Source organism: Marinilactibacillus piezotolerans (assembly GCF_900169305.1).
GTDB classification, from domain to species: Bacteria; Bacillota; Bacilli; order Lactobacillales; family Carnobacteriaceae_A; genus Marinilactibacillus; species Marinilactibacillus piezotolerans_A.
This window is the reverse complement of record NZ_FWDP01000002.1, coordinates 252,570-276,303: the sequence shown is the minus strand read 5'-3', so window position 1 is coordinate 276,303 and position 23,734 is coordinate 252,570. Positions and strand designations below refer to the sequence as shown.

General features: G+C 39.7%; 19 protein-coding genes. 14 read left to right on the top strand and 5 right to left on the bottom strand.

Annotated elements, in window-relative coordinates; genetic code table 11:
- The first annotated feature begins 103 nt into the window (after window positions 1-103).
- From B6F02_RS01310 to B6F02_RS01295, 4 genes are all read left to right on the top strand, one after another.
- Window positions 104-1,405 carry a pyrimidine-nucleoside phosphorylase gene (locus B6F02_RS01310; RefSeq protein ID WP_080145595.1) on the top strand — a complete coding sequence of 434 codons (1,302 nt, stop codon included), beginning with the start codon at window positions 104-106 and terminating at the stop codon, window positions 1,403-1,405.
- A 116-nt stretch (window positions 1,406-1,521) separates the two neighbouring features.
- Window positions 1,522-2,265 carry an AzlC family ABC transporter permease gene (locus B6F02_RS01305; protein ID WP_080145594.1) on the top strand — a complete coding sequence of 248 codons (744 nt, stop codon included), beginning with the start codon at window positions 1,522-1,524 and terminating at the stop codon, window positions 2,263-2,265.
- On the top strand, window positions 2,258-2,578 hold the full coding sequence (locus B6F02_RS01300) for an AzlD domain-containing protein (protein WP_080145593.1): 321 nt from the start codon (window positions 2,258-2,260) through the stop codon (window positions 2,576-2,578). The genes B6F02_RS01305 and B6F02_RS01300 overlap by 8 nt, the downstream gene beginning before the upstream one ends.
- Window positions 2,579-2,704: 126 nt before the next feature.
- Window positions 2,705-2,914 (top strand): helix-turn-helix transcriptional regulator, encoded by a 210-nt coding sequence (locus B6F02_RS01295; RefSeq protein ID WP_080145592.1) that lies wholly within the window; start codon window positions 2,705-2,707, stop codon window positions 2,912-2,914.
- Window positions 2,915-3,082: 168 nt separating this feature from the next.
- On the opposite strand, the gene B6F02_RS01290 is transcribed toward B6F02_RS01295, so the two are convergent.
- The 5 genes from B6F02_RS01290 to mvk all read right to left on the bottom strand — a co-directional run bounded on the left by B6F02_RS01290 (window position 3,083) and on the right by mvk (window position 7,831).
- On the bottom strand, window positions 3,083-3,577 hold the full coding sequence (locus B6F02_RS01290; protein ID WP_080145591.1) for a hypothetical protein: 495 nt from the start codon (window positions 3,575-3,577) through the stop codon (window positions 3,083-3,085).
- Window positions 3,578-3,622: 45 nt separating this feature from the next.
- Window positions 3,623-4,675: a type 2 isopentenyl-diphosphate Delta-isomerase gene (fni, locus tag B6F02_RS01285; RefSeq protein ID WP_080145590.1), complete on the bottom strand. Its 1,053-nt coding sequence runs from the start codon at window positions 4,673-4,675 to the stop codon at window positions 3,623-3,625.
- A 94-nt stretch (window positions 4,676-4,769) separates the two neighbouring features.
- A complete protein-coding gene (locus B6F02_RS01280) occupies window positions 4,770-5,846 on the bottom strand; it encodes a phosphomevalonate kinase (protein WP_080145589.1) in 1,077 nt (358 codons plus the stop codon).
- 67 nt (window positions 5,847-5,913) lie between these two features.
- Window positions 5,914-6,885 (bottom strand): diphosphomevalonate decarboxylase, encoded by a 972-nt coding sequence (mvaD, locus tag B6F02_RS01275; RefSeq protein ID WP_080145588.1) that lies wholly within the window; start codon window positions 6,883-6,885, stop codon window positions 5,914-5,916.
- Window positions 6,878-7,831 (bottom strand): mevalonate kinase, encoded by a 954-nt coding sequence (gene mvk, locus B6F02_RS01270; protein WP_080145587.1) that lies wholly within the window; start codon window positions 7,829-7,831, stop codon window positions 6,878-6,880. Before mvk ends, mvaD begins: the two co-directional genes overlap by 8 nt.
- A 310-nt stretch (window positions 7,832-8,141) precedes the next feature.
- On the opposite strand from mvk, the gene coaA reads away from it, so the two are divergent.
- The 10 genes from coaA to B6F02_RS01220 all read left to right on the top strand — a co-directional run bounded on the left by coaA (window position 8,142) and on the right by B6F02_RS01220 (window position 23,734).
- Entirely contained in the window at window positions 8,142-9,065 is a 924-nt protein-coding gene (gene coaA / locus B6F02_RS01265; RefSeq protein WP_080145586.1) for a type I pantothenate kinase, read from the top strand.
- A gap of 14 nt (window positions 9,066-9,079) precedes the next feature.
- On the top strand, window positions 9,080-9,277 hold the full coding sequence (locus B6F02_RS01260) for a hypothetical protein (RefSeq protein WP_080145585.1): 198 nt from the start codon (window positions 9,080-9,082) through the stop codon (window positions 9,275-9,277).
- A gap of 387 nt (window positions 9,278-9,664) precedes the next feature.
- Window positions 9,665-10,360: a response regulator transcription factor gene (locus B6F02_RS01255; protein WP_080145584.1), complete on the top strand. Its 696-nt coding sequence runs from the start codon at window positions 9,665-9,667 to the stop codon at window positions 10,358-10,360.
- On the top strand, window positions 10,357-11,739 hold the full coding sequence (locus tag B6F02_RS01250) for a sensor histidine kinase (RefSeq protein ID WP_080145583.1): 1,383 nt from the start codon (window positions 10,357-10,359) through the stop codon (window positions 11,737-11,739). The genes B6F02_RS01255 and B6F02_RS01250 overlap by 4 nt, the downstream gene beginning before the upstream one ends.
- Before the next feature lie 167 nt (window positions 11,740-11,906).
- A complete protein-coding gene (locus tag B6F02_RS01245) occupies window positions 11,907-12,590 on the top strand; it encodes a polyphosphate polymerase domain-containing protein (protein WP_179128500.1) in 684 nt (227 codons plus the stop codon).
- A 28-nt stretch (window positions 12,591-12,618) separates the two neighbouring features.
- Window positions 12,619-13,293, top strand: coding sequence for a DUF4956 domain-containing protein (locus B6F02_RS01240; RefSeq protein ID WP_080145581.1), 675 nt, complete (start codon window positions 12,619-12,621; stop codon window positions 13,291-13,293).
- A 30-nt stretch (window positions 13,294-13,323) separates the two neighbouring features.
- Complete coding sequence (locus B6F02_RS01235) at window positions 13,324-15,252, top strand: carbohydrate-binding domain-containing protein (protein WP_080145580.1); 1,929 nt, start codon at window positions 13,324-13,326, stop codon at window positions 15,250-15,252.
- Between the two features lie 304 nt (window positions 15,253-15,556).
- Window positions 15,557-16,615, top strand: coding sequence for an HRDC domain-containing protein (locus B6F02_RS01230; protein WP_080145579.1), 1,059 nt, complete (start codon window positions 15,557-15,559; stop codon window positions 16,613-16,615).
- A 390-nt stretch (window positions 16,616-17,005) separates the two neighbouring features.
- A complete protein-coding gene (guaA, locus tag B6F02_RS01225) occupies window positions 17,006-18,526 on the top strand; it encodes a glutamine-hydrolyzing GMP synthase (RefSeq protein WP_080145706.1) in 1,521 nt (506 codons plus the stop codon).
- 363 nt (window positions 18,527-18,889) lie between these two features.
- Window positions 18,890-23,734, top strand: coding sequence for a DEAD/DEAH box helicase (locus B6F02_RS01220; RefSeq protein WP_080145578.1), 4,845 nt, complete (start codon window positions 18,890-18,892; stop codon window positions 23,732-23,734).

The following is a 23,734-nucleotide window of genomic DNA, read 5'->3' as shown; positions in this document are numbered from 1 at the left end:
ACAATCCGTGCTAAACATTATTAAATGATAGTGTTCAAGTATGATAAAATAAATAAGTAAGAGTTTGCGGTAAGATAAAGACAGGTATTTTGGAGGAATAAACATGAGAATGGTCGATCTAATTGATAAAAAGCAGCATAACATTGAACTGACAGAACAGGAAATCAACTGGATGATCCAAGGATACACAGAAGGAACCATTCCAGATTATCAAATGAGTGCAATGGCAATGGCGATTTACTTTAATGATATGACAAAAGCTGAGCGAAGTATTTTGACGATGGCGATTGTGGAATCTGGCGAGCAGATCGATCTGTCAGACATTGAGGGCGTTAAAGTCGACAAACACTCGACGGGCGGTGTCGGAGATACAACAACCTTGGTGCTGGCTCCCTTGGTTGCAAGTGTAGGAGTTCCAGTGGCTAAAATGAGCGGTCGCGGTCTTGGGCACACAGGTGGAACGATTGATAAACTCGAAGCCATTCCCGGATTCAATATCGAGTTGTCTAAAGAAGCATTCGTAGAGTTAGTGAATAAAAACAAAGTAGCGGTTGTTGGACAGTCTGGAAATTTAACGCCGGCAGATAAAAAACTGTATGCGTTAAGAGATGTTACTGGAACCGTAGAATCGATTCCGTTGATTGCCAGCTCGATCATGAGCAAGAAAATTGCATCTGGTGCTGATGCGATTGTATTAGATGTAAAAACAGGTGCTGGCGCATTCATGAAGAGTGTCGAACAAGCAAGAGCATTAGCAGAATCAATGGTTGAAATTGGAAATACTGTAGGAAGAAACACAATGGCGGTCATTTCAGATATGAGCCAGCCGTTGGGGAATGCAATTGGAAATGGGCTGGAAGTAAAAGAAGCGATTGAAACGCTGAAAGGCCATGGACCAGAAGATTTGACTGAACTGTGTCTGGTTCTGGGCAGTCAGATGGCTTATCTTGGCGGAGTAGGCAATTCACTGGAAGAAGCACGAGCAAAATTGGAAGAGAATCTGCAAAATGGTAAAGCACTCAAAGCTTTTGAACTATTTGTAGAATCACAAGGCGGAGACAAAGCAGTTGTCGACCGTCCGGAAGAGATTTTACCGACTGCTGAACACAGCAAAGAGGTCCTAGCGGAACAATCTGGAGTAGTCTCTATGATCGTTGCAGATCAAATTGGAATTGCAGCAATGAAGTTAGGTGCAGGAAGAGAGACAAAAGAAAGCAGCATCGACTTAGCGGCAGGGCTGTATCTGCATAAAAAAGTCGGCGATAAGGTCGAAGCAGGAGAGTCTCTAGCAACTCTGTATTCCAACAAGCCGATTTCAGAAGAAGTAAAAACAACGATTCTGGACAACATGCACATCTCACAAACAGCCGCTCCATTACCATTAGTTCACGATATCGTGCGTTAAGGAATATAAGCGAAATACAATAGATAAAATGATCAACTGCTGAAAAGGGCGGTTCCTCTGAGCCGTTCTTTTTTGCTACATATAATCCAGCAGGACATGCAGTAAAGGAAGATAGTATGAAAACAGCAACGATTCAAAATGGTGTAAAAGCTGCTTCTCCAGTAATGGTCAGCTATATTGCTCTGGGGATGGCTTGCGGTGTCGTTTTATATGATGCGGGCATTTCAATTTTTGGGATAGGCTTAATGAGTGTACTGGTTTATGCAGGAGCGGCTCAATTTTTAGCAGCGAGTATGCTCGTGTTAGGCGCTTCTATCCCTTCTGTCATTTTAATGGTCTTTTTTTTGAACCTAAGACATGTTTTGATGTCTGCCAGTCTTTCCAGTTTTGTAAAAGACCGGTCTTTTGGTTTTATTTCATTATTCAGCCACGTATTGACGGATGAGTCATATGGGATCAATTATACTAAATCCAGAGAAGGACTTTGGACGACGGATGAAGCGATGATGACTAGTCTCTCAACATATGGGACATGGGTACTCAGCACGATTATCGGAGGTGCGATCGGCAGTCAGTTTCAAGTCAACACGACAATCATGAACTTTGCATTGATTGCAATGTTTTTATGTATGATGGTCCAGCAGTTCATTTCTCGTGAACATATGATTGCAGGACTGGTTTCTGCCGGAGTGACTGTTCTGCTGATGGTCTTGTTTAAGCATAATATTGCACTCGTGATTGCCACGATCATTGCTTCTTTTGCAGGTTATGGTCTGGAAGTTAGAAAAGAGAGAAGAAAAGATAGAAAAAAAGATAAAGAAATCCAATCAGATTTAAAAGGGGGAGAATCTCATGAATAGCTACTGGACACTTACTTTGGGGATGGCCGTAGTCACTTATCTACCGAGACTGCTGCCGATGCTCTTACTAAGTAAAAAGGAGATTTCGCCTTCCTTCAGCCGCTGGATGACGTATATTCCGGTATCGATTTTTTCCGCACTGGTAGCATCAGATATCTTTTTCTGGAATGGTTCTTTTAATATAAATCCAGCCATCAATATCAAATTGATTCCTTCTGTACTGGTTTTTTTCATCGCATATAAAACTAAAAGCCTATTATGGTCAATGATAATCGGGTTAGTCGGAATCACTTTATTGTGGATTTTTCTATGATACGGGGCTTATAAAACGAACGAATTTAAATGCAGTAAAACAATCGACTCCGCTAATCAAAAAGGAATCGGCAGTTGATTTTTTAATGTGAAAAGACACAGCATGGTTGGAAGGAAGTTGAGTATAGTGAAAAATACAATAAAAGAATTTAGAGACTGGCAGGGGCTGTCGCAAAGCGACTTAGCCTTATTATGCAGCATAAACAATGAAACAATGAATGCAATCGAGAATAACGATCATGAGCCTGGTTTGCAGTTGGCATTTGATATGGCAAAGTATCTGAATGTCAGAATCGATGAATTATTTATTAATGAAGAGCAGTACGAAAATGGGTAGTTACATGTTTAGTGATGCTGTTAATGATACTTTTCAGAAAATAAAGACTGAATAATGGGCCAAAAAATGTTGAATGTAAAAAATACATACTTGAATAGGGCTGTAAATATGAAAAAGGATCCGCTGCTGACTATAGCGGATCCTTTTTGGTTGCTGCAGTAAAAATGGTTATTTAAGAGAAGGTTGTTTTAAAACTTTCTCTCCTAAGTAGTTCGCCCATTGTTCCGTCCAACAAAAAGAATAAGGTACACCATATTTTTTACGGATATTCCTATATCTGGGAAGTCTTGCCCAAGTGAAAGAGACCAGTCCGACAGTCAGTAAATAGAATGGACCCAAAATCAGCGATTGGTAAGTATGGCCATATTCATGAACAGCTAATTTGTCGCAGTTTTGCTTGAACTGCTCTTTGTTTCTACGATTCAGCAGCACCGGGTCTGATTCGTTCGGCGTGAAAATAAACCAGCCTAAAGAAACGCCATCGTATCGGTTCCATTTAGTCCGGATACTGCCGTGGTAAAAGCTGTGAGGGAGGTTGAAATACCGGATAAACAGCATGAAACCGGCAAAGGTCTGTAATATACCCCATGTGCATTGAATGAAAATATAAACGCCTATCCATAGATAAATCCAAAATGACTGTGTATTCTGACGGGTCTGCATAGTTTTTCATCCTTTTATGAGTGAGAATAAAAAATACGTTTCCCGTTAAGAACGAGAAGCGTATTTTTGGATTTCAATGTTTCTGGCGGTACACCATTGTGCAGCATCACCTGAAATGATGAGATCAGTTTTATTCAAGTCTTGTACCGTTTTTGCGCCTAGTAAAGTCATTACACTCTTCAGCTCTGCTTTCCAGGCCTGCACCGTTTCAATCGTCTGATCAACATCTTCTAGCGCCATATGCATAAATTGGCTGGAGAGACCACTGAGGGAAGCGCCTAATGCCAGAGCTTTAACTATTTCCATCGGTCGACGGATTCCGCCTGATGCAATAATCTGTGCCTGCTGTACGGCTTCTTGTGCTTCCAGCAATGATTCGACGGTTGTCTGTCCCCAAGATTCAAAGTCATCCATTTTGGCTTCTTTTCGTCTGTAGTTTTCGATTTGAGCAAAGTTGGTTCCGCCTTTGCCGCTGATGTCGATCAATTGAACACCGATTGATTCCAGTAACTGAACCGTTTCCCGACTCATGCCAAACCCGACTTCTTTGGCAATGACAGGAACGTCCAGTCCTTCTACAATACTGCGAAGGTTTTCAATCCAGTTTGCAAATTCACGGTCTCCTTCCGGCATAACAATTTCCTGTGGAGCATTGATATGAACTTGCATCGCATCGGCTTGCAGCAGGTCAACTACTTTTTTCGCATTTTCCAGACCGTGACCCGCACCGAGATTGGCGAACACTAATCCGTTTGGATTGGTCTCGCGGACAATTTTAAAGGTACCTTCTTGTTCAGGATCTTTTAACGCTGCACTGACAGAACCGGTAGCAATCGCCAATCCGGTTTCTCGGGCAATGATCGCCAGTTTTTCATTCACTTTTCCGGTCCAGCGGCTACCGCCAGACATGGCATTGATAAAAAAAGGAACATCAAAATGCAAACCAGCCAGCTGGATAGAAAGATCAACGTCTTTAACATCTATACCAGGAAAAGAATGATGTACAAAGCGGATCTCTTCAAAGGAAGACTGACCTTGCTCATAAAATTTTTCAGACAATGAGACATGTTCATTTTTACGATTGTTTTGTTTAGGCATATTCTTTTCTCCAATAAGTCTATTTTGTAAAAAAGATCCGAGAAGGTCTCGAATCTTTGAATCAATGTATGATCATACTTGTATTGTTATTTTATCATGAACGAGCATAAACTTGCAGTGGGAGCAGGGTAATATCTTGCGCTTTCCATGTGTTGACGAGTTCCAGCAGATCAATTTTACGATCAAATAAGGCGATACCGCAGTCTCCACCGCCAGCACCAGAGGATTTTGCTGCACCGTTATGCGCTTCAGCCGTTTCGCATAAAGCTTTTAAAGCGGGCGTTTCAATGGATACACCCGTACTTTCACTCATTTCTTTCAATAAATGACGATTATGACGGATCTCTGCCTGGATTGCTTTAAGATCTTTTGCTCTAAATGCTTGAATCATCCTCTCCACACAAGCTTTGCTGTTTTTCAAAAACTGTTGATAGTTTTCTTCTTTCGCTTCCCGTTTGGCTTTCACCTGATCAACGAGATCAGTGGTAGAAGCAGGAGAGCCGGTCCATCCAATCAGCAGCTTCAACTCTTCTGGAGGTGTCAGTCTTTCTACCATGAAAGCCGGCCAGTCTAAATCTGTGATTGCTTTTATACTGTGTGTGTTGATCTTTTGTTTGACCCATTCCCGGTCAAAACTGCTGTAAGCCAGCCAGCCGGTATAAGTAGCCGCTGCAATATCACCAAAAGAGCCGTTGCTTTTTACCGATAGATGAGCCAGCACAGAGAGTTTGAATACCAGCACGTCTGTTTCTGGCAATCCATAATACTTCAATAAAGCTCTAACAGTTGCTACTGTCACAGCAGCACTGGAACCTAATCCGTATTTTAATCCGGAAGCACTATCCAGCTCACTCTCTACAATCAAATGATACATAGATAGAGCGGTTCCGCATTCTTTTGCATATTTTTCCGTAAAATCAATAGCAGCAAGCAAGTAATGAAAGGGATTTTCTCTTTCATCGACAACAAGCTTGCCGTTTTTTCGTCTCCATTGCAACGGAGTGCTGGAGTAATGAGAAGAATGAATCGTTCCCACTGTTTCTGAAGGCGTGACTTTGACCGTTAAAAACTGATCTACAGCAACTAGCAGTGCTGGATGACCAGGCTCAACGACTGCATATTCACCCGCAATATATAATTTTCCAGGAGCCGAGGCTTCTACTTGATTCATTCCATCCGATCCTTTTCTCGTCAGTTTAATAGTTATAATCTTCAGCTATGTACAATAGAAAACCGTATTAGTTTTCCATCACTTGAATGCCGGGGCCAGGTGCTGCCGAAATGATTTGTTCTTCGCCAAAATACGCACATAAGGCCTGCTTGATGGTCTTCATTTCAGACTGTTTGCAGATGACTTTAACATTCGGGCCGGCATCCATTGTAAAGTATACAGAATGTCCTTCTTTTCGCAGAGTGCGAACGGCGTCCATAGCCACCATGCTGTCTGCACTCCAGTAAGTAAAGGGCGGATTTGCACCTAAGGTTGTGGCATGCATTTTCAGAGCATTACGCTCAGCGATCGTACCGACTTTATCGATATCCTGTTCCGAGATAGCAGCTTTCATTTCAGCCAGATCCCGATCCAGCGTTGCTAACCAGCCGTCATAAAAAGGAGAAGTTTCAACCGTACGTCGCATACCATCACGGCTTGAGACATCTTTTTTTGCATCTTTAACGATAATGAACAGCATGCCGATATCCCAGTTTGCGTCATCTACCGGACGAGCAACAGAGGTCTGATCATCTGTCCCTTTTTCCCATTCTACGAAACCGCCATAGATACTGCGGGAAGCAGATCCGGAGCCTCTGCGCGCTAGTCTGGACAAAGCTTCAGAAGAAAGATTCAGTCCCGCTGCTTCATTGGCTGCACCCGCTAAAGCAGCTAGTCCTGATGCAGAAGATGCCAGACCGGCAGCTGTCGGTACATAATTGACACTCTCAACAGTTGCAAACTCAGTCATACCAGCTTTTTCGCGAATGAGATCCAGTACAGCAGAAACTTTTTTCAGTGCTGTCTGATCCTGTTTTTCTCCATCTAATATCAATTCATCTGCTGCTAAGTCAGCCTTAAACGTTACTTTAGTGTCTGTATAAAAGGCATCCAGTGTCAGCGAGAGAGAATTATTTTTTGGAATAATCAAGGCTTCATTTTCTTTTCCCCAGTACTTGATCAGGGCGATATTCGTATGTGCACGAACCCATTTACTCATGTTTGTCTGCTCCTAATGAATGGACCCACGTTTCTACGGCGCCATTCTTCATTAATTCTTTTGCGATATGTCTTGCTTGCTCAACGGTTTTAGCCAGTGCGATCACACAGCCGCCGCGGCCGCTTCCGGTGAGTTTTGCGCCTAGGGCACCCTGTTTAATGGCTGTACACACCAGCCTATCCAACTGGGCATTGCTCACATTCAAGTCTGAAAGGTGCTGATGCGCTTTTGAGAGAATAGTACCAAGAGCACTGATGTCATCTCGTTCGATTGCCTGTTTCGCTTGGTTCGTCAGTGATCCCAGTGATGACAGCAGCTGTTTTGTCTTGCGCTTGGATTTTTTCAGCAGCAGAGCCACATCTTGAACAGCTTCTCGCGTTTGCCCTTTAAGCCCAGTATCTGCTGCAATCAAATATCCGGAAACCTGAAGATCAAAGGTTTCGGGTTCTTTGGTTTTGACAAAAAAGACTGGCTTCGTGCCGCTGGTGATCCGTGCATCCAACCCGCTGGGGTTACCGTGAGCAATTTTTTCAGAAATCTCAATATAGTGAAGCAGCAGATCAGTAGACAAAGACTGTTCAAAATAATGATGGAGGGCACGAATCAATGCAGTCGCAACAGCTGCACTAGATCCCATGCCGCGCTCAGGAGGGATCAGACTAAGAATTTCAATCTGCATCCCAGAAGTGGATACAGAAAAATCCTGACAGATCGTTTCGATAATTTTCTTTAAATTATTGAGGGAATCAGGCGCATTGGCTAATGAACCATCATAATAGCTGGAATGAATCTGACTTTCTCCGTCAATGGCTTTGATTCTAACTTCTACGTTCGCTGCAGGAAAGGGAAGGGCAATCGCTGGTTCATTATAAACAACAGAATGCTCTCCAATTAAAATAATCTTCCCGTGGGCAGTCCCAATCGCTTGGTCGGAGAGAGTTTTCATGCGTTCAACTCCTCATATTCTTATCTAATAGCATTTAATCGTTCTTAAATGAAAACTTTTCAGTATAATCGTACTATACTTAGTCTCTATACTCCAATATATCGTATCAATTTAAGTTTAAAAATACATAAAGATTAAGGAATACTGGCAACAGCAGCCAGTAAAGAAAAAGAGAGACTTGAAGTAAGATCAGATAGTGTGAAAAAGAATCAAACGTTTACAAGATAGGACAATTTAGATAGTCAAAATCCAAAAAATTTGGTAAACTTGTACACGATATCCAACCTATAGAAGCGGAGGATTTGCCCGCATGCAAGAATCAGATACATTTTATATTATTGAACGAAATGAATGGAAAGAATTGAATAACCATACACAGCTGGCACTGACAGATGAAGAACTGGAGTCTCTGCGCTCATTGAATGACCGGATTTCAATGACGGATGTTAAGGAGATCTATATGCCGATCCTGCAGGTTCTGCATACACATATCAAGCACTATGACCAGCGTCAGCTGGAAATGAAACAGCTGCTGAATCAGCCGAAGAAGAAAGATCCCTATATTATCGGAATTGCCGGCAGTGTGGCAGTTGGAAAGAGTACACTGGCTCGTCTGCTGCAGACCATGATGACTCGAGCGTATCCTGACCGTAAAGTCGATTTAATTACGACAGACGGTTTCCTATATCCTAATGAGGTATTGAAAGAACGGAATATCTTGAATCGCAAAGGGTTTCCCGAGAGTTATGATATGAAGCGCCTGATTACCTTTATGGGGGATGTAAAAAGCGGACATCGCAATATAAAAGTCCCTGTCTATTCGCATAAATTTTATGATATCATTCCTGATGAGCACGCCATTATCGACCAGCCGGATATTCTGATCGTAGAAGGAATCAACGTGCTGCAGTTGCCGGCGAATGAAAAAATCTTTGTCAGCGACTTTTTTGATTTCAGTTTCTATGTGGATGCTGAACCGGAGCGAATCGAAAAATGGTACCTTGAACGCTTTGGGTTGCTGCTGGATACTGCGTTCCAGAATCCGACCAACTATTATTATGATCTAGCAATGGGAAACCGAGAAGAAGCTTTTGATACAGCCCGGAAAGTCTGGAAAGCTGTGAACCTGACCAACTTGGAAGAATACATTCTGCCGACCAGATTCCGTGCTGATATGATCATCCATAAATCGACCGACCACTTTATTGACCAGCTACTGTTGAAAAAACATTAAAGAGGGGGCCATAAATGAGTATTTTTGAAGGTTTTTACAGTCTGCTTATTCCATTGTTTCTTTTAGTCGTTTACATTGGTATTCCAGTTATAGTGATTCTGTTTTTGAGAGCGGCACTAAAGATGGTGAAAATCATGCAAGAACGTAATGATAAACTGGACCGCCTGATTCGAGTTATGGAAGAAATCGAAAGAAATCAACAGAATCATTAACTGTATAAAAAGCCATTAGCCTTTAAAAGTATGATAAAGGCTAATGGCTTTTTTGTTATGGAAACAGCTCTTTCTTGGAAGGATACTGCCGTTAATTTAAATCAATCGTTCCCTGTATCAATATGAAAGAGGAAGCTAAAAGAAGTTCCATAGTATCCATCAGTGAGGGCAGGACTGGAAACTGTACACGGTGATAGACTTGAAAACTGCTTAAGTACTGTTATATAAATTTTTAAAAATATCTTCTTACTTTGTGTCATTATTTTTCAGGGAATCAAGTTTCCGCTCAATAGACTGCCATGACAATTTGCCTCAATATTGCTTCAAATTTACGTGAAAGTTCTGCACAATCTTTAGTATACTAAGAGTAGGATAGAGGTGAACGGTATGGCAGAAAAAATATACATTGCCGAAGATGAAACAACCATTCGATTGACCGTTAAGAGCTTTTTGGAAAGCGAAGGGTATGAAGTGATCGATTTTGAAAATGGCGATTTGTTATTTGAACAATTTAAAAAAGAAGAATCCGATCTGATTATTCTGGACGTTATGATGCCGGGATCAAGCGGATTCGATATCACACGCAGTATCAGAGAAATCAGTTCGGTACCTATTATTTTACTGACGGCAAAAGACAGTGATTTGGATTATGCAACAGGCATTAATTTAGGCAGTGATGATTATTTCACTAAGCCGTTCAGTGCTATCGCGCTGAATATGCGGGTTAAAGCCATGCTGCGCAGAGTGAAAATGGACAAGCAGAATCAAGGTGCTGCTGAACAAGAGGCATACACACTCGGCAATGTGACCTTGACGCCGGATTCCATGAGAACATCGGTGAATGAACAAACGATTGATCTGACGCCCAATGAGTATAATGTTTTCTTATATTTAATGAAAAATAAAGATCGGGCGGTTTCTAGAGAAGAATTGCTGGAATCAGTATGGGGATATGGAAAAGATATTGAGACCCGGGCCTGTGACGACACGATTCGCCGTCTTCGGAAAAAGCTGACCGAAGCAACCATTCAGATCGAAACCGTCTGGGGATTTGGGTTTACTCTGAAGGAGACAACTGAATGAGCAGAAGGAAGAATAAACACAGTATTCAGTTCAAACTATTAGGAATGGTCTCTGGGTTGATGATCGCCGCTTTTGTGATCATTATGCTGACGTTTAATTTTCTGTTTACTCAATATATCGAAAGTTCTGCCAATGAATTGCTATCACTTTCCAGTCAGAATATCGGAAGGGAACCAAGAGATGCTGAGGGCAATCCGCTGCTAGATGCAGGACCGAGAGACAACGATCCGGCATTTGCTGTTTCGGTCAACAGAGCGTTGATTGATGAGAATTATGCCATTCTTTTTCCCGCTGAATTCCCAGTCGATATCCAGCAGGATACAGATTCAGTGAATTTTGTAGAAGGGTTGGAAGAACAAAGTATAGCACTGGAAGATGTTGAACAGGCACGATTGGAATGGGAAGATAGTCTGTATTACTACACAATGGTGACAGACACTGAAAATCCTGATGTAACAGCTGTCTATTTTATCAATATGACGGATTTGTATCACTTAGAGAATCGGTTGAATCTTTTACTGATTATCGTACTAGTGACCGTTTTAGTTGCCGCTTTAGGCATTACGTACTTTATTTCACTTAGAATCGCAAAACCCATGAAAAGTCTGGCGCAATTTGCTCAGCGGATTGGTGAAGGCAGGTACGAAACGATCGATGAGGAATTTGCTGACAAAGAATCTCACGAACTGAAACAAGCCATGAATGAAACGACAGATAAGCTTCGTCAGTATGATGCAGATCAGCGGACATTTTTCCAGAATGCTTCTCACGAGTTGAGAACACCGTTGCAGATTATTAAAAATACGGCAGAAGGTATACAGTACGATATTATTGAAAGTGAGAAAGGCGCAGAAGTCATCAAAAAAGAAACGGATCAACTGGCACATCTAGTTGAAGACATTCTGTACCTTTCAAGGCTGGAATCTAAATCTCCGGACCGGATGACAAGTCAAAATGACTTGAGGGAGACACTCTCATATACTGCAGAGCGTTACAGTCGGCTTTTCAATGAAAAAAATATCCAGCCGGAATTTGATTTTTCAGATAAACCTGTTTTGTATGCGTATGATGAAAAAGACATTGAAAGAGTCATACAGAATCTAGTTTCCAATGCTTTAAGATATGCAGACAGTCGAATACGATTGACTTGTAAAGAACAAGGAGACCGGATCATTCTTGGTGTTTACAATGATGGAGCTGCGATTTCCGATAAAGATTTACCGCATATTTTTGATCGCTTCTATTTTGGTGAAAAAGGGGTCCATGGAATCGGGCTTTCCATTGTCAAAGCGATTGTTACTTCATATGGCGGTCGAATCGAAGTATCTTCAAACGACAGCGGAACAAGCTTCATGATTTTTCTAAATAAAATATCCTAATCATGATCAGTAACATTTACCGAGACACTCAGCAAATGAGTTGTCTCGGTTTTTTATTTTAAAAAAACTGCGTTAACTTTGCCGCAACTTTCAATCAGGTTTACGGAGAAGTCAGAAAAGGATCGGCGTATTATAAACACATGGACAAGGAAAGAGGGGAAAACAAAATGGAAGAGAAATTTTACAGACATGAATATAAACATGAAATATCCGAATTATCCAAACAGGTATTGATGAAGAGGCTCAGGAAACTGCTGCCGCATGACGAGCATGTAGTCGGGAACCATTATCATATTTCAAGCTTGTACTTTGATAATCCAGAAGATGAATCTTATTACGATAACCAAGATGGAAATGCCGAAAGAGAGAAATTCAGAGTCCGGTATTATAATCAGGATCTATCTTTTATTCGATTAGAAAAGAAAGTCAGAGAATACAATGCCGGTTATAAACTCAGTACCAAGCTGACGAGAGAAGAAGCTGAACGGTTGACTCAAGGAGACTTCAAATTTCTCAAATATTCCGATGATCCTCTCAAGCAGAATTTTTATATGAATGCTAGAACAGATTTGTTGAAACCTAAAGTTATTGTTGCTTACGACCGGGAAGCTTTTGCTTATAAGCATGGCAATACTCGAGTCACATTAGACTATAATATGCGGGCTTCCAATCGAGTTCAAGACTTTTTGAAGTCAGAAGCCGTTATGCACAGAGAAACAGATGTAGCATGTGTTCTAGAAGTGAAATATGACACCTACTTGCCGGGGTGGATCCGTGAACTCGTTCAGATAGCAGAGACCACTTCCTGCGGACACTCAAAATACAAAATATCAAGATTACTGACTGTATAAGACAGCAGCATAAAAAGGAGAATGCACCATGGTCAATTTTTCAGAAATCATTAAAAGTAGTTTTGTAGAGGAATTAAGTGAATTTTCACCATTAAACGCACTTTTTGCATTATCATCATCCCTTTTGATCGGATTATGCATCTACTACATTTATAAAAAGACTTTTAAAGGAGTCATGTATTCAACGCAGTTCAACACATCCCTTGTTATGCTGAGCTTGCTGACGACTTTCGTTATTCTGGCCGTTACATCCAATGTTGTCTTGTCGCTTGGGATGGTTGGAGCACTATCGATCGTCCGGTTCAGAACCGCCATCAAAGATCCGCTTGATTTAGTCTTCTTGTTTTGGTCAATCGGTGTCGGAATTATTCTAGGAGCTGGTTTCTACTTGTTAGCATATGTTGGTTCATTCTTTATCGCAGCCGTGTTGCTCGTCTTTACGATGCACAAAGAAAAAGAACTAGCTTACATCTTAATGCTGGATCTGAAAAACGAAACAGCAGAAGTAGCTGCAACAGACATTTTAAGACAACAGATCGACCGTTTGAAATTAAAATCAAAAACCTTAGTCAATGGACAACCTGAATTGATTTATGAAGTCAGAATAAGAGAAAACGACACAGCTTTTATGAGCGAACTTTTTGCGACTGAAGGGGTACTGAATGCATCCTTAGTTAGCTATAACGGAGAATTAGCATCATAAAACGATGGACAACCATAAGGAGCGGAAAACATGAAAAAGTCATTTAAATTAATGCCTAAAAAAAGGGTTTATACTTTTCTAGCAAGCAGTCTGCTGTTTCTGGGGGCTTGTGCCGACACGGCAGCTAGTTCAACGACGACTGCATCATCAGATGAAACATCCCAAGCCGTTACAGTGGACACATTAGAGCTGAGTTCTTCAGAAGTATCTTCTGAAGATGAAGAATGGGACATCGCAACAAGTACAGTCATTACACTGGAAGATGGCGCAACAACTGTAGAGGGATCAGGTGCATCGGTCAGTGACGATGTGATCACCATTACGGAACCTGGGACATACGTCTTAGAAGGTACATTGACCAATGGACAAGTCCGCATTGAAGCAGCGGATGAAGCAGACGTACAAGTCGTTTTAAACGGCGCATCTATTATTAATGAGTCTGGAGCCGCTATCTACTCAGTGAACGCTGGAAATACGATCGTGACACTAGCAGAAGGTACAGAAAATACACTTGCCGATACTGAAACCTACACGTTTGAGAATGAAGAAGGTGATGAACCGGATGCAACTTTGTTCAGTAAAGGAGATCTGGTACTGAATGGATCAGGCAGCCTGATAATTGATGCTAACTATAAAAATGCCATCAAAGGTAAAGATGATGTAACCATCACAAACGGTAACTACACGATTGCTTCTGTTCAAGACGGGATCAAAGGACGAGATTCAATTGTGATTACAGGTGGAACCTACGATATCACTGCTGCAAAAGATGCGATTCAATCTACAAACGATACAGAAGAAGGCAAAGGCTATATTCTAATTGAAGATGGAACCTTTAATTTAACAGCTGCCGGAGATGGGATTCAAGCTGAAACCGATCTGGAGATTAACGGTGGACAGTTCAATATAGTAACAAATGGCGGCAGTGCAAATGCTGAAACACAAACGGCGATGAGTGACTGGGGCAGCTGGTCCGAAACGGAGAATACCAACGATGTAGAAGAGGACACAGAAGAATCGACAAGTGCAAAAGGTATCAAAGCAACAGGGACAATGGTTTTAAATGGCGGAGAGTTTGTCGTGGACAGTCAAGATGATGCCATTCATTCTGATGGGACAATTTCAGTTAACGGAGGAAATTATGATCTTTCTACCGGAGACGATGCCGTTCATGCAAATACCGCATTGACGATTGAAGAAGGAAACATTCTAGTCCAGACAGCCTATGAAGGACTTGAAAGTGATGCTTTAACCATTAATGGCGGAACGATTGAAGTCAATACTTCTGATGATGGATTAAATGCAGCTAGTGATACAGGAACGGCAACGATAAACCTCAATGGCGGAGAAGTGATCGTCAACGCGGATGGTGATGGCATTGACAGTAATGGAAATATAGAAATGACAAATGGATTAGTTGTTGTCAATGGACCAACAGGCGGAGGAAACGGAGCGCTGGATTATGACAGCAGCTTTGATATTTCCGGCGGTACACTGATCGTAAACGGCAGTTCACAGATGGCAATGGCAACTTCATCCACTTCAGAACAACCAAGCTTATTCACAGCAGATCTATCCCTAACACAAGGAGACGTGATTCAAATAGCAAATGCAAATAACGAAGTGATCTTCACTTTTGAACTTCAAGAAGACAGTCAGTCACTTGTATATTCATCGGCTGACTTAGTAGAAGGCGAAACGTATACAATCTCAATGATCGACGGGTTAACAGGTGAGGCAACGAATGGAATATACGATACGGCAGAATACTACAGCGGCTCAATTTTAGCTGAACTTGAAGCCACAACTGAACAAGCGGCTTCTGGAATGGGCATGGGCGGCAGTGGTCAGATGCCTGGAGGCGCTGGCGGAGGAGGAAGGCCCACAGGCGGTATGACGCCTCCAGCTGGCATGACACCTCCGCAAAGTGATGAATCAGATACAACATCTGATGAATAATTGAGCAAACAGAATAAAAAGCAATAAACAATCATTGACTTGTTTTTCTCCCCTGAATGAAAAGTCAACTAAAAATCAAAACTAAGATACAACTGAACAGAAGAAGGATAGGCTTCTGATTCAGTTGTATCTTTTTATTAAATAAAACGAAAATTCCAAATTCTAGCCGATAAATATTTGAAAGAAATATCAATGATTCAAGTAAAAATATTACTTTTACTGGTTCAGTAAAAATACGATCCAATTTAATATGAAATCGTACTAAATTGGAATATTTTACTACAATAAAAGGAGTAGCTATTAAATGAATTTTTTCGGTAAATTGAAAGAGCCTATCTTTCTTAAAGAAAATAGTAATGCCCAAGAACAACTGAAGAAGTTAAAAGACTTAGAACCCTCTCTGAATACTGAAGGAATTAAGCTTTTAAAACAAGATATAAAAAATCTTGAGTACGGAATAATTGGTGAGAAAAATATAGAATTTGAGTTGAAAAATAGCCATATGCCAATGTATGTTTTACATGATATCTACTTAGAAGATGGAGATTTAAGTGCTCAAATAGACTATTTGGTTTTTACAAAAAAGCTATGTTTTGTAATAGAAAGCAAAAACCTTTATGGGAATATCGAAATCAATAATGCAGGAGATTTTATACGTACAACAGAATTTAAAAGGAGTAAAAAGAAAGAAGGCATCTATTCTCCGGTCACACAGAATCAACGTCACATAGACTTGATGGAAAAAATCAGTGTGAATGGTAAAAGTAACCTTTTAACTAAGTTATTCTCAAAAAGAAGTTTTGATGATACTTATAAATCTGTAGTCGTATTGTCTAATCCTAAGACTGTACTGAATGCAAAGTTTGCAAAAAAAGAAGTGAAAGAAAAAGTCATACGAGCTGACCAATTAGTAAAATACATAAAAGATGCCTATAAACAGTCAAGTAAGATAGCTATGTCTGATAAAGAGTTGTTGATATGGGTTCAATCATATATGAATGTACATAAAGATAGCGTAAAAGATTATACTAAAAAGTACGAACCCTATAAAGTGACTACGAATCAGCAAACTATCAAAAAAGTCGTTAGCCATAAGTCTGAAGATAAGTCTATGCCTGTAATGCAAAAAGCAGCGCCAGTGAATAAAACAAATTTATATGAAGAGTTAAAAACTTATCGTTTAAATAAGAGTCGTGAAGAAAACTTTAAGGCGTATACTATTTTTACTAATAAGCAGTTAGAAGCTTTAGTTGATAAGATGCCTACAACCAAAGATGACCTTTTAGCTGTAGAAGGATTTGGAGAAACTAAAGCTAATAAATATGGTCTTGATATTGTAAGAATCATGCGCAAGTACCTATAAATTATGAATACTGGTTTTTTATATTAAGTTGGCGTTCATTCGGTTTGGCAGATGATCAAATCTCTAAGTTTCCTTGTTCGCTAGTTGAATACGGTTTAGTGGTTTTAACAATCTGATTATTGTTCGTGTTTTGGAATGAACTAGTTCTTTTTATAAGTATGATGTACGTATTTTAATAGGGTTTCTCGAAGACAGTCATTTTGTGGATGATTGTCTTTTCTTTAATTTTAGAAAGAAAACGGTGAAAAAGTGAAATTATGGTACATAAAAGCGAACAATCATGATACACTAGTAAAAATCATTACGAAACGGCTCGGAAAAAGAGTCTTTAAAATTCAAAATAGAGGTGTAGATTTAGTGAGCGAATCCATTACGCAACAAGTAGAAAAAATGGCTGTCTTAGATTTCGGTAGTCAGTTCAATCAGTTAATTACACGCCGTATCAGAGAATTCGGTGTATTTTCAGAGCTGTTACCACATACTGTTACAGCACAAGAATTAAAAGAATCAAACGTAAAAGGTATCATTTTTTCTGGTGGACCAATGAGTGTCTATGATGAAAAAGCTTTTTCAATTGATCCTGAAATTTTTGAATTAGGGATTCCGATCTTAGGAATCTGTTATGGAATGCAGTTGATGGCGCATAACTTAGGCGGAAAAGTAGAACCTGCTGGTACCCGCGAATACGGTAAAGCGACACTTGAAATCAAGAACCGTTCTGCAGAATTGTTTACGACTCTAGAACAAGAAGAAACAGTCTGGATGAGTCACGGAGACTACGTTACAGAACTGCCTGAAGGCTTCGAAATCACAGCCGTCAATCCGCACTGCCCGATTGCAGCAATCGAAAACAAAGCGAAGAATTTCCATGCAGTACAATTTCATCCGGAAGTTCGTCACACAGAACACGGAAATGAAATCCTGCGCAACTTTGCACTTAACGTCTGCAGCTTTGAAGGAAACTGGGACATGGGACAATTCATTGACTTGGAAGTAGATAAAATTCGTGAACAAGTCGGCGACAGAAAAGTCCTGCTGGCATTATCTGGTGGAGTAGATTCAAGTGTTACTGGAGTTTTATTAAACAAAGCAATTGGTGACCAACTGGTTTGTATCTTTGTAGACCACGGTTTACTGCGTAAAAATGAAGGCGACCAAGTTATGGGAAGCTTAGAAGGTAAATTTGGATTGAACGTCATTCGTGTAGATGCTAAAGACCGATTCATAAGCAAACTGGCCGGTATCAGCGATCCGGAACAGAAACGTAAAATCATCGGAAACGAGTTTATCGAAGTCTTTAACGATGAAGCAGCGAAATTAGAAGGCATCGACTTCCTGGCACAAGGAACCCTATATACAGATGTCATTGAGAGTGGAACAACCACTGCGCAAACCATCAAATCACACCATAACGTAGGTGGATTGCCAGAAGACATGCAGTTCGAACTGATCGAACCGATGAATACACTATTTAAAGATGAAGTCCGTGCACTAGGAGAAGAATTAGGCATGCCATCAAGCTTAGTCTGGCGTCAACCATTCCCAGGACCAGGACTCGCGATTCGTGTACTCGGTGAAGTTACAGAAGAAAAACTGGAAGTTGTTCGTGAAAGTGATGCGATCCTAAGAGAAGAAATCGCTAATGCAGGACTTGACCGCGATGTATGGCAATACTTCACTGTATTACCAGGGTTCAAATCCGTTGGTGTAATGGGAGACGGAAGAACTTACGACTACACAATCGGAATCCGCGCCGTAACTTCAATCGACGGCATGACATCAGACTGGGCAAGAATCCCGTTCGATGTATTGCAAAAAATCTCAACTCGTATCGTGAATGAGGTGGATCACATTAATAGAGTAGTGTATGACATTACGAGCAAGCCGCCTGCTACAATTGAGTGGGAATAACGTAGCGACAAAATCTATTACTGAAAACGTTGATTTGACGCCATTTAGATAAAACTCAAGAGACGAAAAAGGATGAAAATACGTTTGAATTGTCTCCAAAACTGTCTCCAAAATTTTAGCCGTTCCTCGTGGACGGCTTTTTACTTGTGAAATTATAGCCGTTCCTCGTGGATGGCGGATGAAGTTGTTAGATGATACAATAAACTATATAGTAAAGTTCAATCTGTTAGAAAAATAATTGACAGATTATAAAGGAGCCGTAAAATGACACAGTATAGCATAGCACAGCACAGCGTAGTTAATGCGCATTTTTTAAATCATGAATTAACGGAGCTGAAATTATCAGGTTCGGAGGTGGCGTAAATGTCTGAAGAAATGACGAATTATCAAGTATCAAATGATTCAGAGAAAACATTTGATAAATTACTCAAACAAATAAACGAGTCGGCAGGAAGCGTTCAACGTGACCGTGGTACATATTTTGAAAAGCTTGTTGCGATTTATCTTCAAAATGAGCCAATCTACAAAAATTTATATTCAGATGTTTGGCTTTTACATGAAGTACCTGCTGAGTATGGCATTTCTAAAAAAGATACTGGTGTTGATTTAGTCGCACGCAATAAAAATACGGGTGAATTAACTGCGATTCAGGCAAAATTTTATTCAGGTAAAGTCGGGAAAGCTGAAATCAACTCATTCATTTCAGAACTCGGAAAAGATTATTATTCATTAGGGATGATTGTATCCACTACGGATGAATGGAACCAAAATGCCCTTACAACAGTACAAGAACAAACGAAGCAAGTTCAACTGATTGGTTTATCTGATTTGCGTCATTCAAAAATTGATTGGTCGAGTGTGAACTTTGAAAAGCCGAAAGAAGTTATCGTTAAATCAAACAAAGGGCTACGTGATTATCAGGAGCTGGCAATTAACAAAGCAAGCGAATATTTTAAGACTCATGACCGTGGTATGTTGGTAATGGCACCAGGTACGGGGAAAACGTTCACTTCCTTAAAAATGGTTGAGCAATTTGCTAAGGACAGCGAGCAAAAAAATTATAACGTTTTGTACCTTGTACCAAGTATTCAACTTTTAACACAATCGCTATTTAGTTGGAACTCGGATGTGTCGGATGGATTTGAAATGAATTCATTTGCGGTAACTTCTGATAGAAAAGCTACCAAGAAAAAAGCAAATGATGATGACACAGATATTCAAGCAACTGATATTGGCTTTCCTGCAACAACAAAGGCTAGTGACGTTGTAAAAAATTATGAAAGCCTATCTGAACCGTCAGATGAAATTCGTTTGAATGTTGTTTTTAGCACATATCAATCTATTAATGTTATGCACGAAGCGCAAGAAAACGGCTTTCCCGAATTTGACTTTATTATCTCGGATGAAGCACACCGCACAACGGGTTTTCATGAGCAAAACCAAGAAGAAAGTCCTTTTGCAAAAGTTCATAGTAATAAGAACGTAAAAGGGAAATTACGCTTGTATCAAACCGCTACACCGAAAATCTATTCTGATGACGCAAAATCTAAAGGAATTGAAAAGAGTGTTATCATTGCTTCAATGGATGATGAGTCAATTTTCGGTACTGAAATATTTCGTTTAGGCTTTGGTGAAGCCGTTGCTCGTGGTTATTTAACGGACTATAAAGTTATGGTGCTAACTGTTGAAGAAGAAGCCATGACCAAAAATCTTCAACAGACACTTGCTGACCCAGAAAACGGGTTAAATATTGATGATGTCGGACGTATCGTTGGTGTTTGGAACGCCATGATTAAACGTGAGGGTGCCACAGGAAGAGTAACTGGCGCACCTATGAAGAGAGCAATTTCATTTATTGATACCATTAAAAATTCTGAAAAGATTGCCGAAAAATTCAATAACGTTGTGAATGAATATTTAGGCGAGAATGCGGAAGATAGCTTCCATATTGATGTGAAACACGTTGATGGAACATTGAACGCTTTACAGAAAAAAGATGCGATTGATTGGTTAGCAGGCGATGTTGATGAAAACGAAGCTCGTGTTTTATCTAATGTAAAATTCCTAACAGAGGGAATTGATGTTCCGAACCTTGACGCCGTTATCTTCTTCTCACCTAAAAAATCACAGGTAGATATTGTACAGGCGGTTGGACGTATCATGCGCAAATTTGACGGCAAAGAATACGGTTATATAATTCTTCCTATTGTCATTCCTGCGGGTGTAACGCCTGAAAATGTGTTAGATGATAACAAAACTTATGCGGCAGTGTGGCAAGTTTTAAATGCCTTACGTTCAACAGATGAACGTTTCAATGCGATTGTTAATCAATTACAGTTGAACAAGAAAAAGCCTGAGAATATCAATATCATCAACCCTGGTAAAGGTCGTCCTCGCAAGGCGTATTCAGAAACAGATACTTCTAATGGTGTTGATGTTGAACAATCACAACAGACTGAACTTGAATTGTGGGATAAGATTGAGGACGCTATTTTTGGGAAGATTGTTCAAAAGGTTGGTGACAGACGCTATCTTGAAGATTGGTCGAAAGATGTAAACGAAATTGCCCAACGATATATTCGTTGGATCAATGAACGTTTGGAAGATAGAGACAATCCTATCAAGGAAGAATTTGATAAGTTCATCAGCAGTTTACGTCACAATATCAATGAAAGTATAACGCAAGAGTCAGCTGTTGAAATGTTGGCGCAACACCTAATTACTAAACCAATATTTGAAGCGCTGTTTGATGAATATAGCTTTGTCAATAATAACCCTGTTTCATCCGCTATGGAATCAATCGTTGCAGAATTGCAGAAAGCGGGCTTCGAGAAGGAGCAAGAAAAACTAGAACCATTCTATGAGTCAGTAAAACTTCGAGCAAGTGGAATTGATAATGCGGAAGGAAAACAGAAAATTATTGTTACGTTGTATGATAAATTCTTCTCTACTGGCTTTAAATCAACGACAGAACGCTTAGGTATCGTGTTTACTCCCGTTGAGGTCGTGGATTTCATTGTTCATTCTGTTGATGATGTCTTGAAAAAACATTTTGGTAAATCGTTGGCAGATGAAGGAGTGAATATCTTAGACCCGTTCACTGGAACGGGAACATTTATTGTTAGAACTCTAACGTACTTGAAGCAACAAATGGATAATGGCGAAATCACGCTTGCAGATATTACAAGAAAATATACGCAGGAACTCCATGCCAATGAAATTGTGTTGTTGAGTTATTACATTGCAGCAATAAATATTGAAGCGACCTTTGATGAAATCAACGGTGGCGAAAGTTATGTTCCATTTGAAGGAATTGTGCTTACCGATACGTTTGAAAGTACCGAAAATGAAGATACATTAGATGATGAATATTTTGGTACAAATGATGAACGTTTGAAACGTCAGCAAGAGTTGCCGATTACAGCTATTATCGGAAATCCGCCGTATTCGAAAATTAAATCGACAGCAAACGATTTTACGAGTATTCAAAACTATCCTAAATTGGACGATAGTATAAAAAATACTTATGCGAAAGAAACGGATGCTACATTGAAAAACTCATTGCAAGACTCATACATTAGAGCGTTAAGATGGAGTACAGACCGTTTAGCAGAGAATGGAGTAATTGGATTTATCACAAACAATGGATATATTGATTCACCATCATTAAACGGAGTGCGACGTGTACTACATCAAGAATTTAATTATATTTATGTAATTGACCTGAAAGGTGCAGTTAGAGGTCTGAGCCCTGAGGCAGTCAAAAGACAAGGGAAAAATATTTTTGATATTATGACTGGTGTTGCGATTGTATTGCTAATAAAAGATGGTTCTAATAGGCATGCAATTAGATATCATGATATCGGTGACAATCAATCGAAAAATGAAAAGCTAGATATTCTAGCTCGGCATACTCTAAATGATATTGAATTTAAAGATATTGTGATGGATGAAAATGGTGATTGGATTAATCAACGTGATAAGAGATATGATGAGTATATCTCATTAAATGACTCATCCGAAGGAATATTTATAAATAAGTTAGTCGGCTTTAATACGAATCGTGATTTTTGGGCGTTCAACTTTTCTCGGAAAAGTGTCACTGATAATATTGAACGCATGATTTCAAATTATAATTCTGAAATTATACGACTTGCCAATATATTAGACGGTGAGAAACGACTTTCAAAATTAAACAGTTCAGAAGACTATATTTCTTGGTCTCGAGGATTGAAAAATAAGTTCATTAAGTCAGAAAAGATAACAATGAATAAAGAAGGTATTGTGCTAACGCAAGCAAAACCATTCACTAAAAAGTATGTGTATTACGATAGAAGTCTTGTTGAGATGCCTGGGAAATTTGATAAATTATTGGAGCCAAATGGTTTGTTATTATACACTCCAGGTCCTGGTGGTGCTAAAACATTTTCAGCTTTAATTGCTCGTGGACCAGTTAATCTACAAGGCTTTGGGTTCGCATCTAAAACACAAACTTATCCGTTTAAAATTAAAGCTACTGGTTTTATTTCAGAGAGTAATTATAATTTGACTTCTAATTCTAAAAATCATTTCAAATTGAGTGATGAAGAACTAATATATTATGTTTATGCTGTATTGAATTCAAATGAGTATAAATCTAAATATGAAGATGAATTGTATAAAACAATTCCACGCATTCCATTGTTGAAGAACAAAGAAAAATACGTTGAAGTTGGTCGCAAACTTGCTGATTTGCATTTGAACTACGAAAATCAACCTAGTTATAAAGGTGTGAAAGTAAATATTTCAGATGTAAATGGTTCGTATCGTGTAAAGAAAATGAAGCATCCGAAAAAAGGCGTGCTAGATACTATCATTTACAATGAAAATATTACGATTACCAACATTCCAGAACAAGCCTATGAATACGTGGTAAATGGTCGCCCTGCGATTGAATGGATAATTGACCAGTATCAAGTGAAAACTGATAAGAAGTCAGGTATCACGGATGACCCGAACGAGTTTTCAGATGACCCGAAATATATTTTGAATTTGCTATTGAGCATTATCAACATATCAATGCAGACGATTGAGTTGGTGAATAGCTTGCCACCGCTTGAAATTATAGATGGTGATAAATCGTCAGTTGATTATCAAACGCTGACTAAAAATGATTTGCCAATGGTTGCTAAAGACACTCCTAAGAATGACGTTGGGGAGAATGAGTAA

Coding starts and splice junctions, on each gene's coding strand:
- B6F02_RS01310 (WP_080145595.1), top strand. CDS start 104: ATGAGAATGGTCGATCTAATTGATAAAAAGCAGCATAACATTGAACTG.
- B6F02_RS01305 (WP_080145594.1), top strand. CDS start 1,522: ATGAAAACAGCAACGATTCAAAATGGTGTAAAAGCTGCTTCTCCAGTA.
- B6F02_RS01300 (WP_080145593.1), top strand. CDS start 2,258: ATGAATAGCTACTGGACACTTACTTTGGGGATGGCCGTAGTCACTTAT.
- B6F02_RS01290 (WP_080145591.1), bottom strand. CDS start 3,577: ATGCAGACCCGTCAGAATACACAGTCATTTTGGATTTATCTATGGATA.
- fni (WP_080145590.1), bottom strand. CDS start 4,675: ATGCCTAAACAAAACAATCGTAAAAATGAACATGTCTCATTGTCTGAA.
- B6F02_RS01280 (WP_080145589.1), bottom strand. CDS start 5,846: ATGAATCAAGTAGAAGCCTCGGCTCCTGGAAAATTATATATTGCGGGT.
- mvaD (WP_080145588.1), bottom strand. CDS start 6,885: ATGAGTAAATGGGTTCGTGCACATACGAATATCGCCCTGATCAAGTAC.
- mvk (WP_080145587.1), bottom strand. CDS start 7,831: ATGAAAACTCTCTCCGACCAAGCGATTGGGACTGCCCACGGGAAGATT.
- coaA (WP_080145586.1), top strand. CDS start 8,142: ATGCAAGAATCAGATACATTTTATATTATTGAACGAAATGAATGGAAA.
- B6F02_RS01260 (WP_080145585.1), top strand. CDS start 9,080: ATGAGTATTTTTGAAGGTTTTTACAGTCTGCTTATTCCATTGTTTCTT.
- B6F02_RS01255 (WP_080145584.1), top strand. CDS start 9,665: ATGGCAGAAAAAATATACATTGCCGAAGATGAAACAACCATTCGATTG.
- B6F02_RS01250 (WP_080145583.1), top strand. CDS start 10,357: ATGAGCAGAAGGAAGAATAAACACAGTATTCAGTTCAAACTATTAGGA.
- B6F02_RS01245 (WP_179128500.1), top strand. CDS start 11,907: ATGGAAGAGAAATTTTACAGACATGAATATAAACATGAAATATCCGAA.
- B6F02_RS01240 (WP_080145581.1), top strand. CDS start 12,619: ATGGTCAATTTTTCAGAAATCATTAAAAGTAGTTTTGTAGAGGAATTA.
- B6F02_RS01235 (WP_080145580.1), top strand. CDS start 13,324: ATGAAAAAGTCATTTAAATTAATGCCTAAAAAAAGGGTTTATACTTTT.
- B6F02_RS01230 (WP_080145579.1), top strand. CDS start 15,557: ATGAATTTTTTCGGTAAATTGAAAGAGCCTATCTTTCTTAAAGAAAAT.
- guaA (WP_080145706.1), top strand. CDS start 17,006: ATGGCTGTCTTAGATTTCGGTAGTCAGTTCAATCAGTTAATTACACGC.
- B6F02_RS01220 (WP_080145578.1), top strand. CDS start 18,890: ATGTCTGAAGAAATGACGAATTATCAAGTATCAAATGATTCAGAGAAA.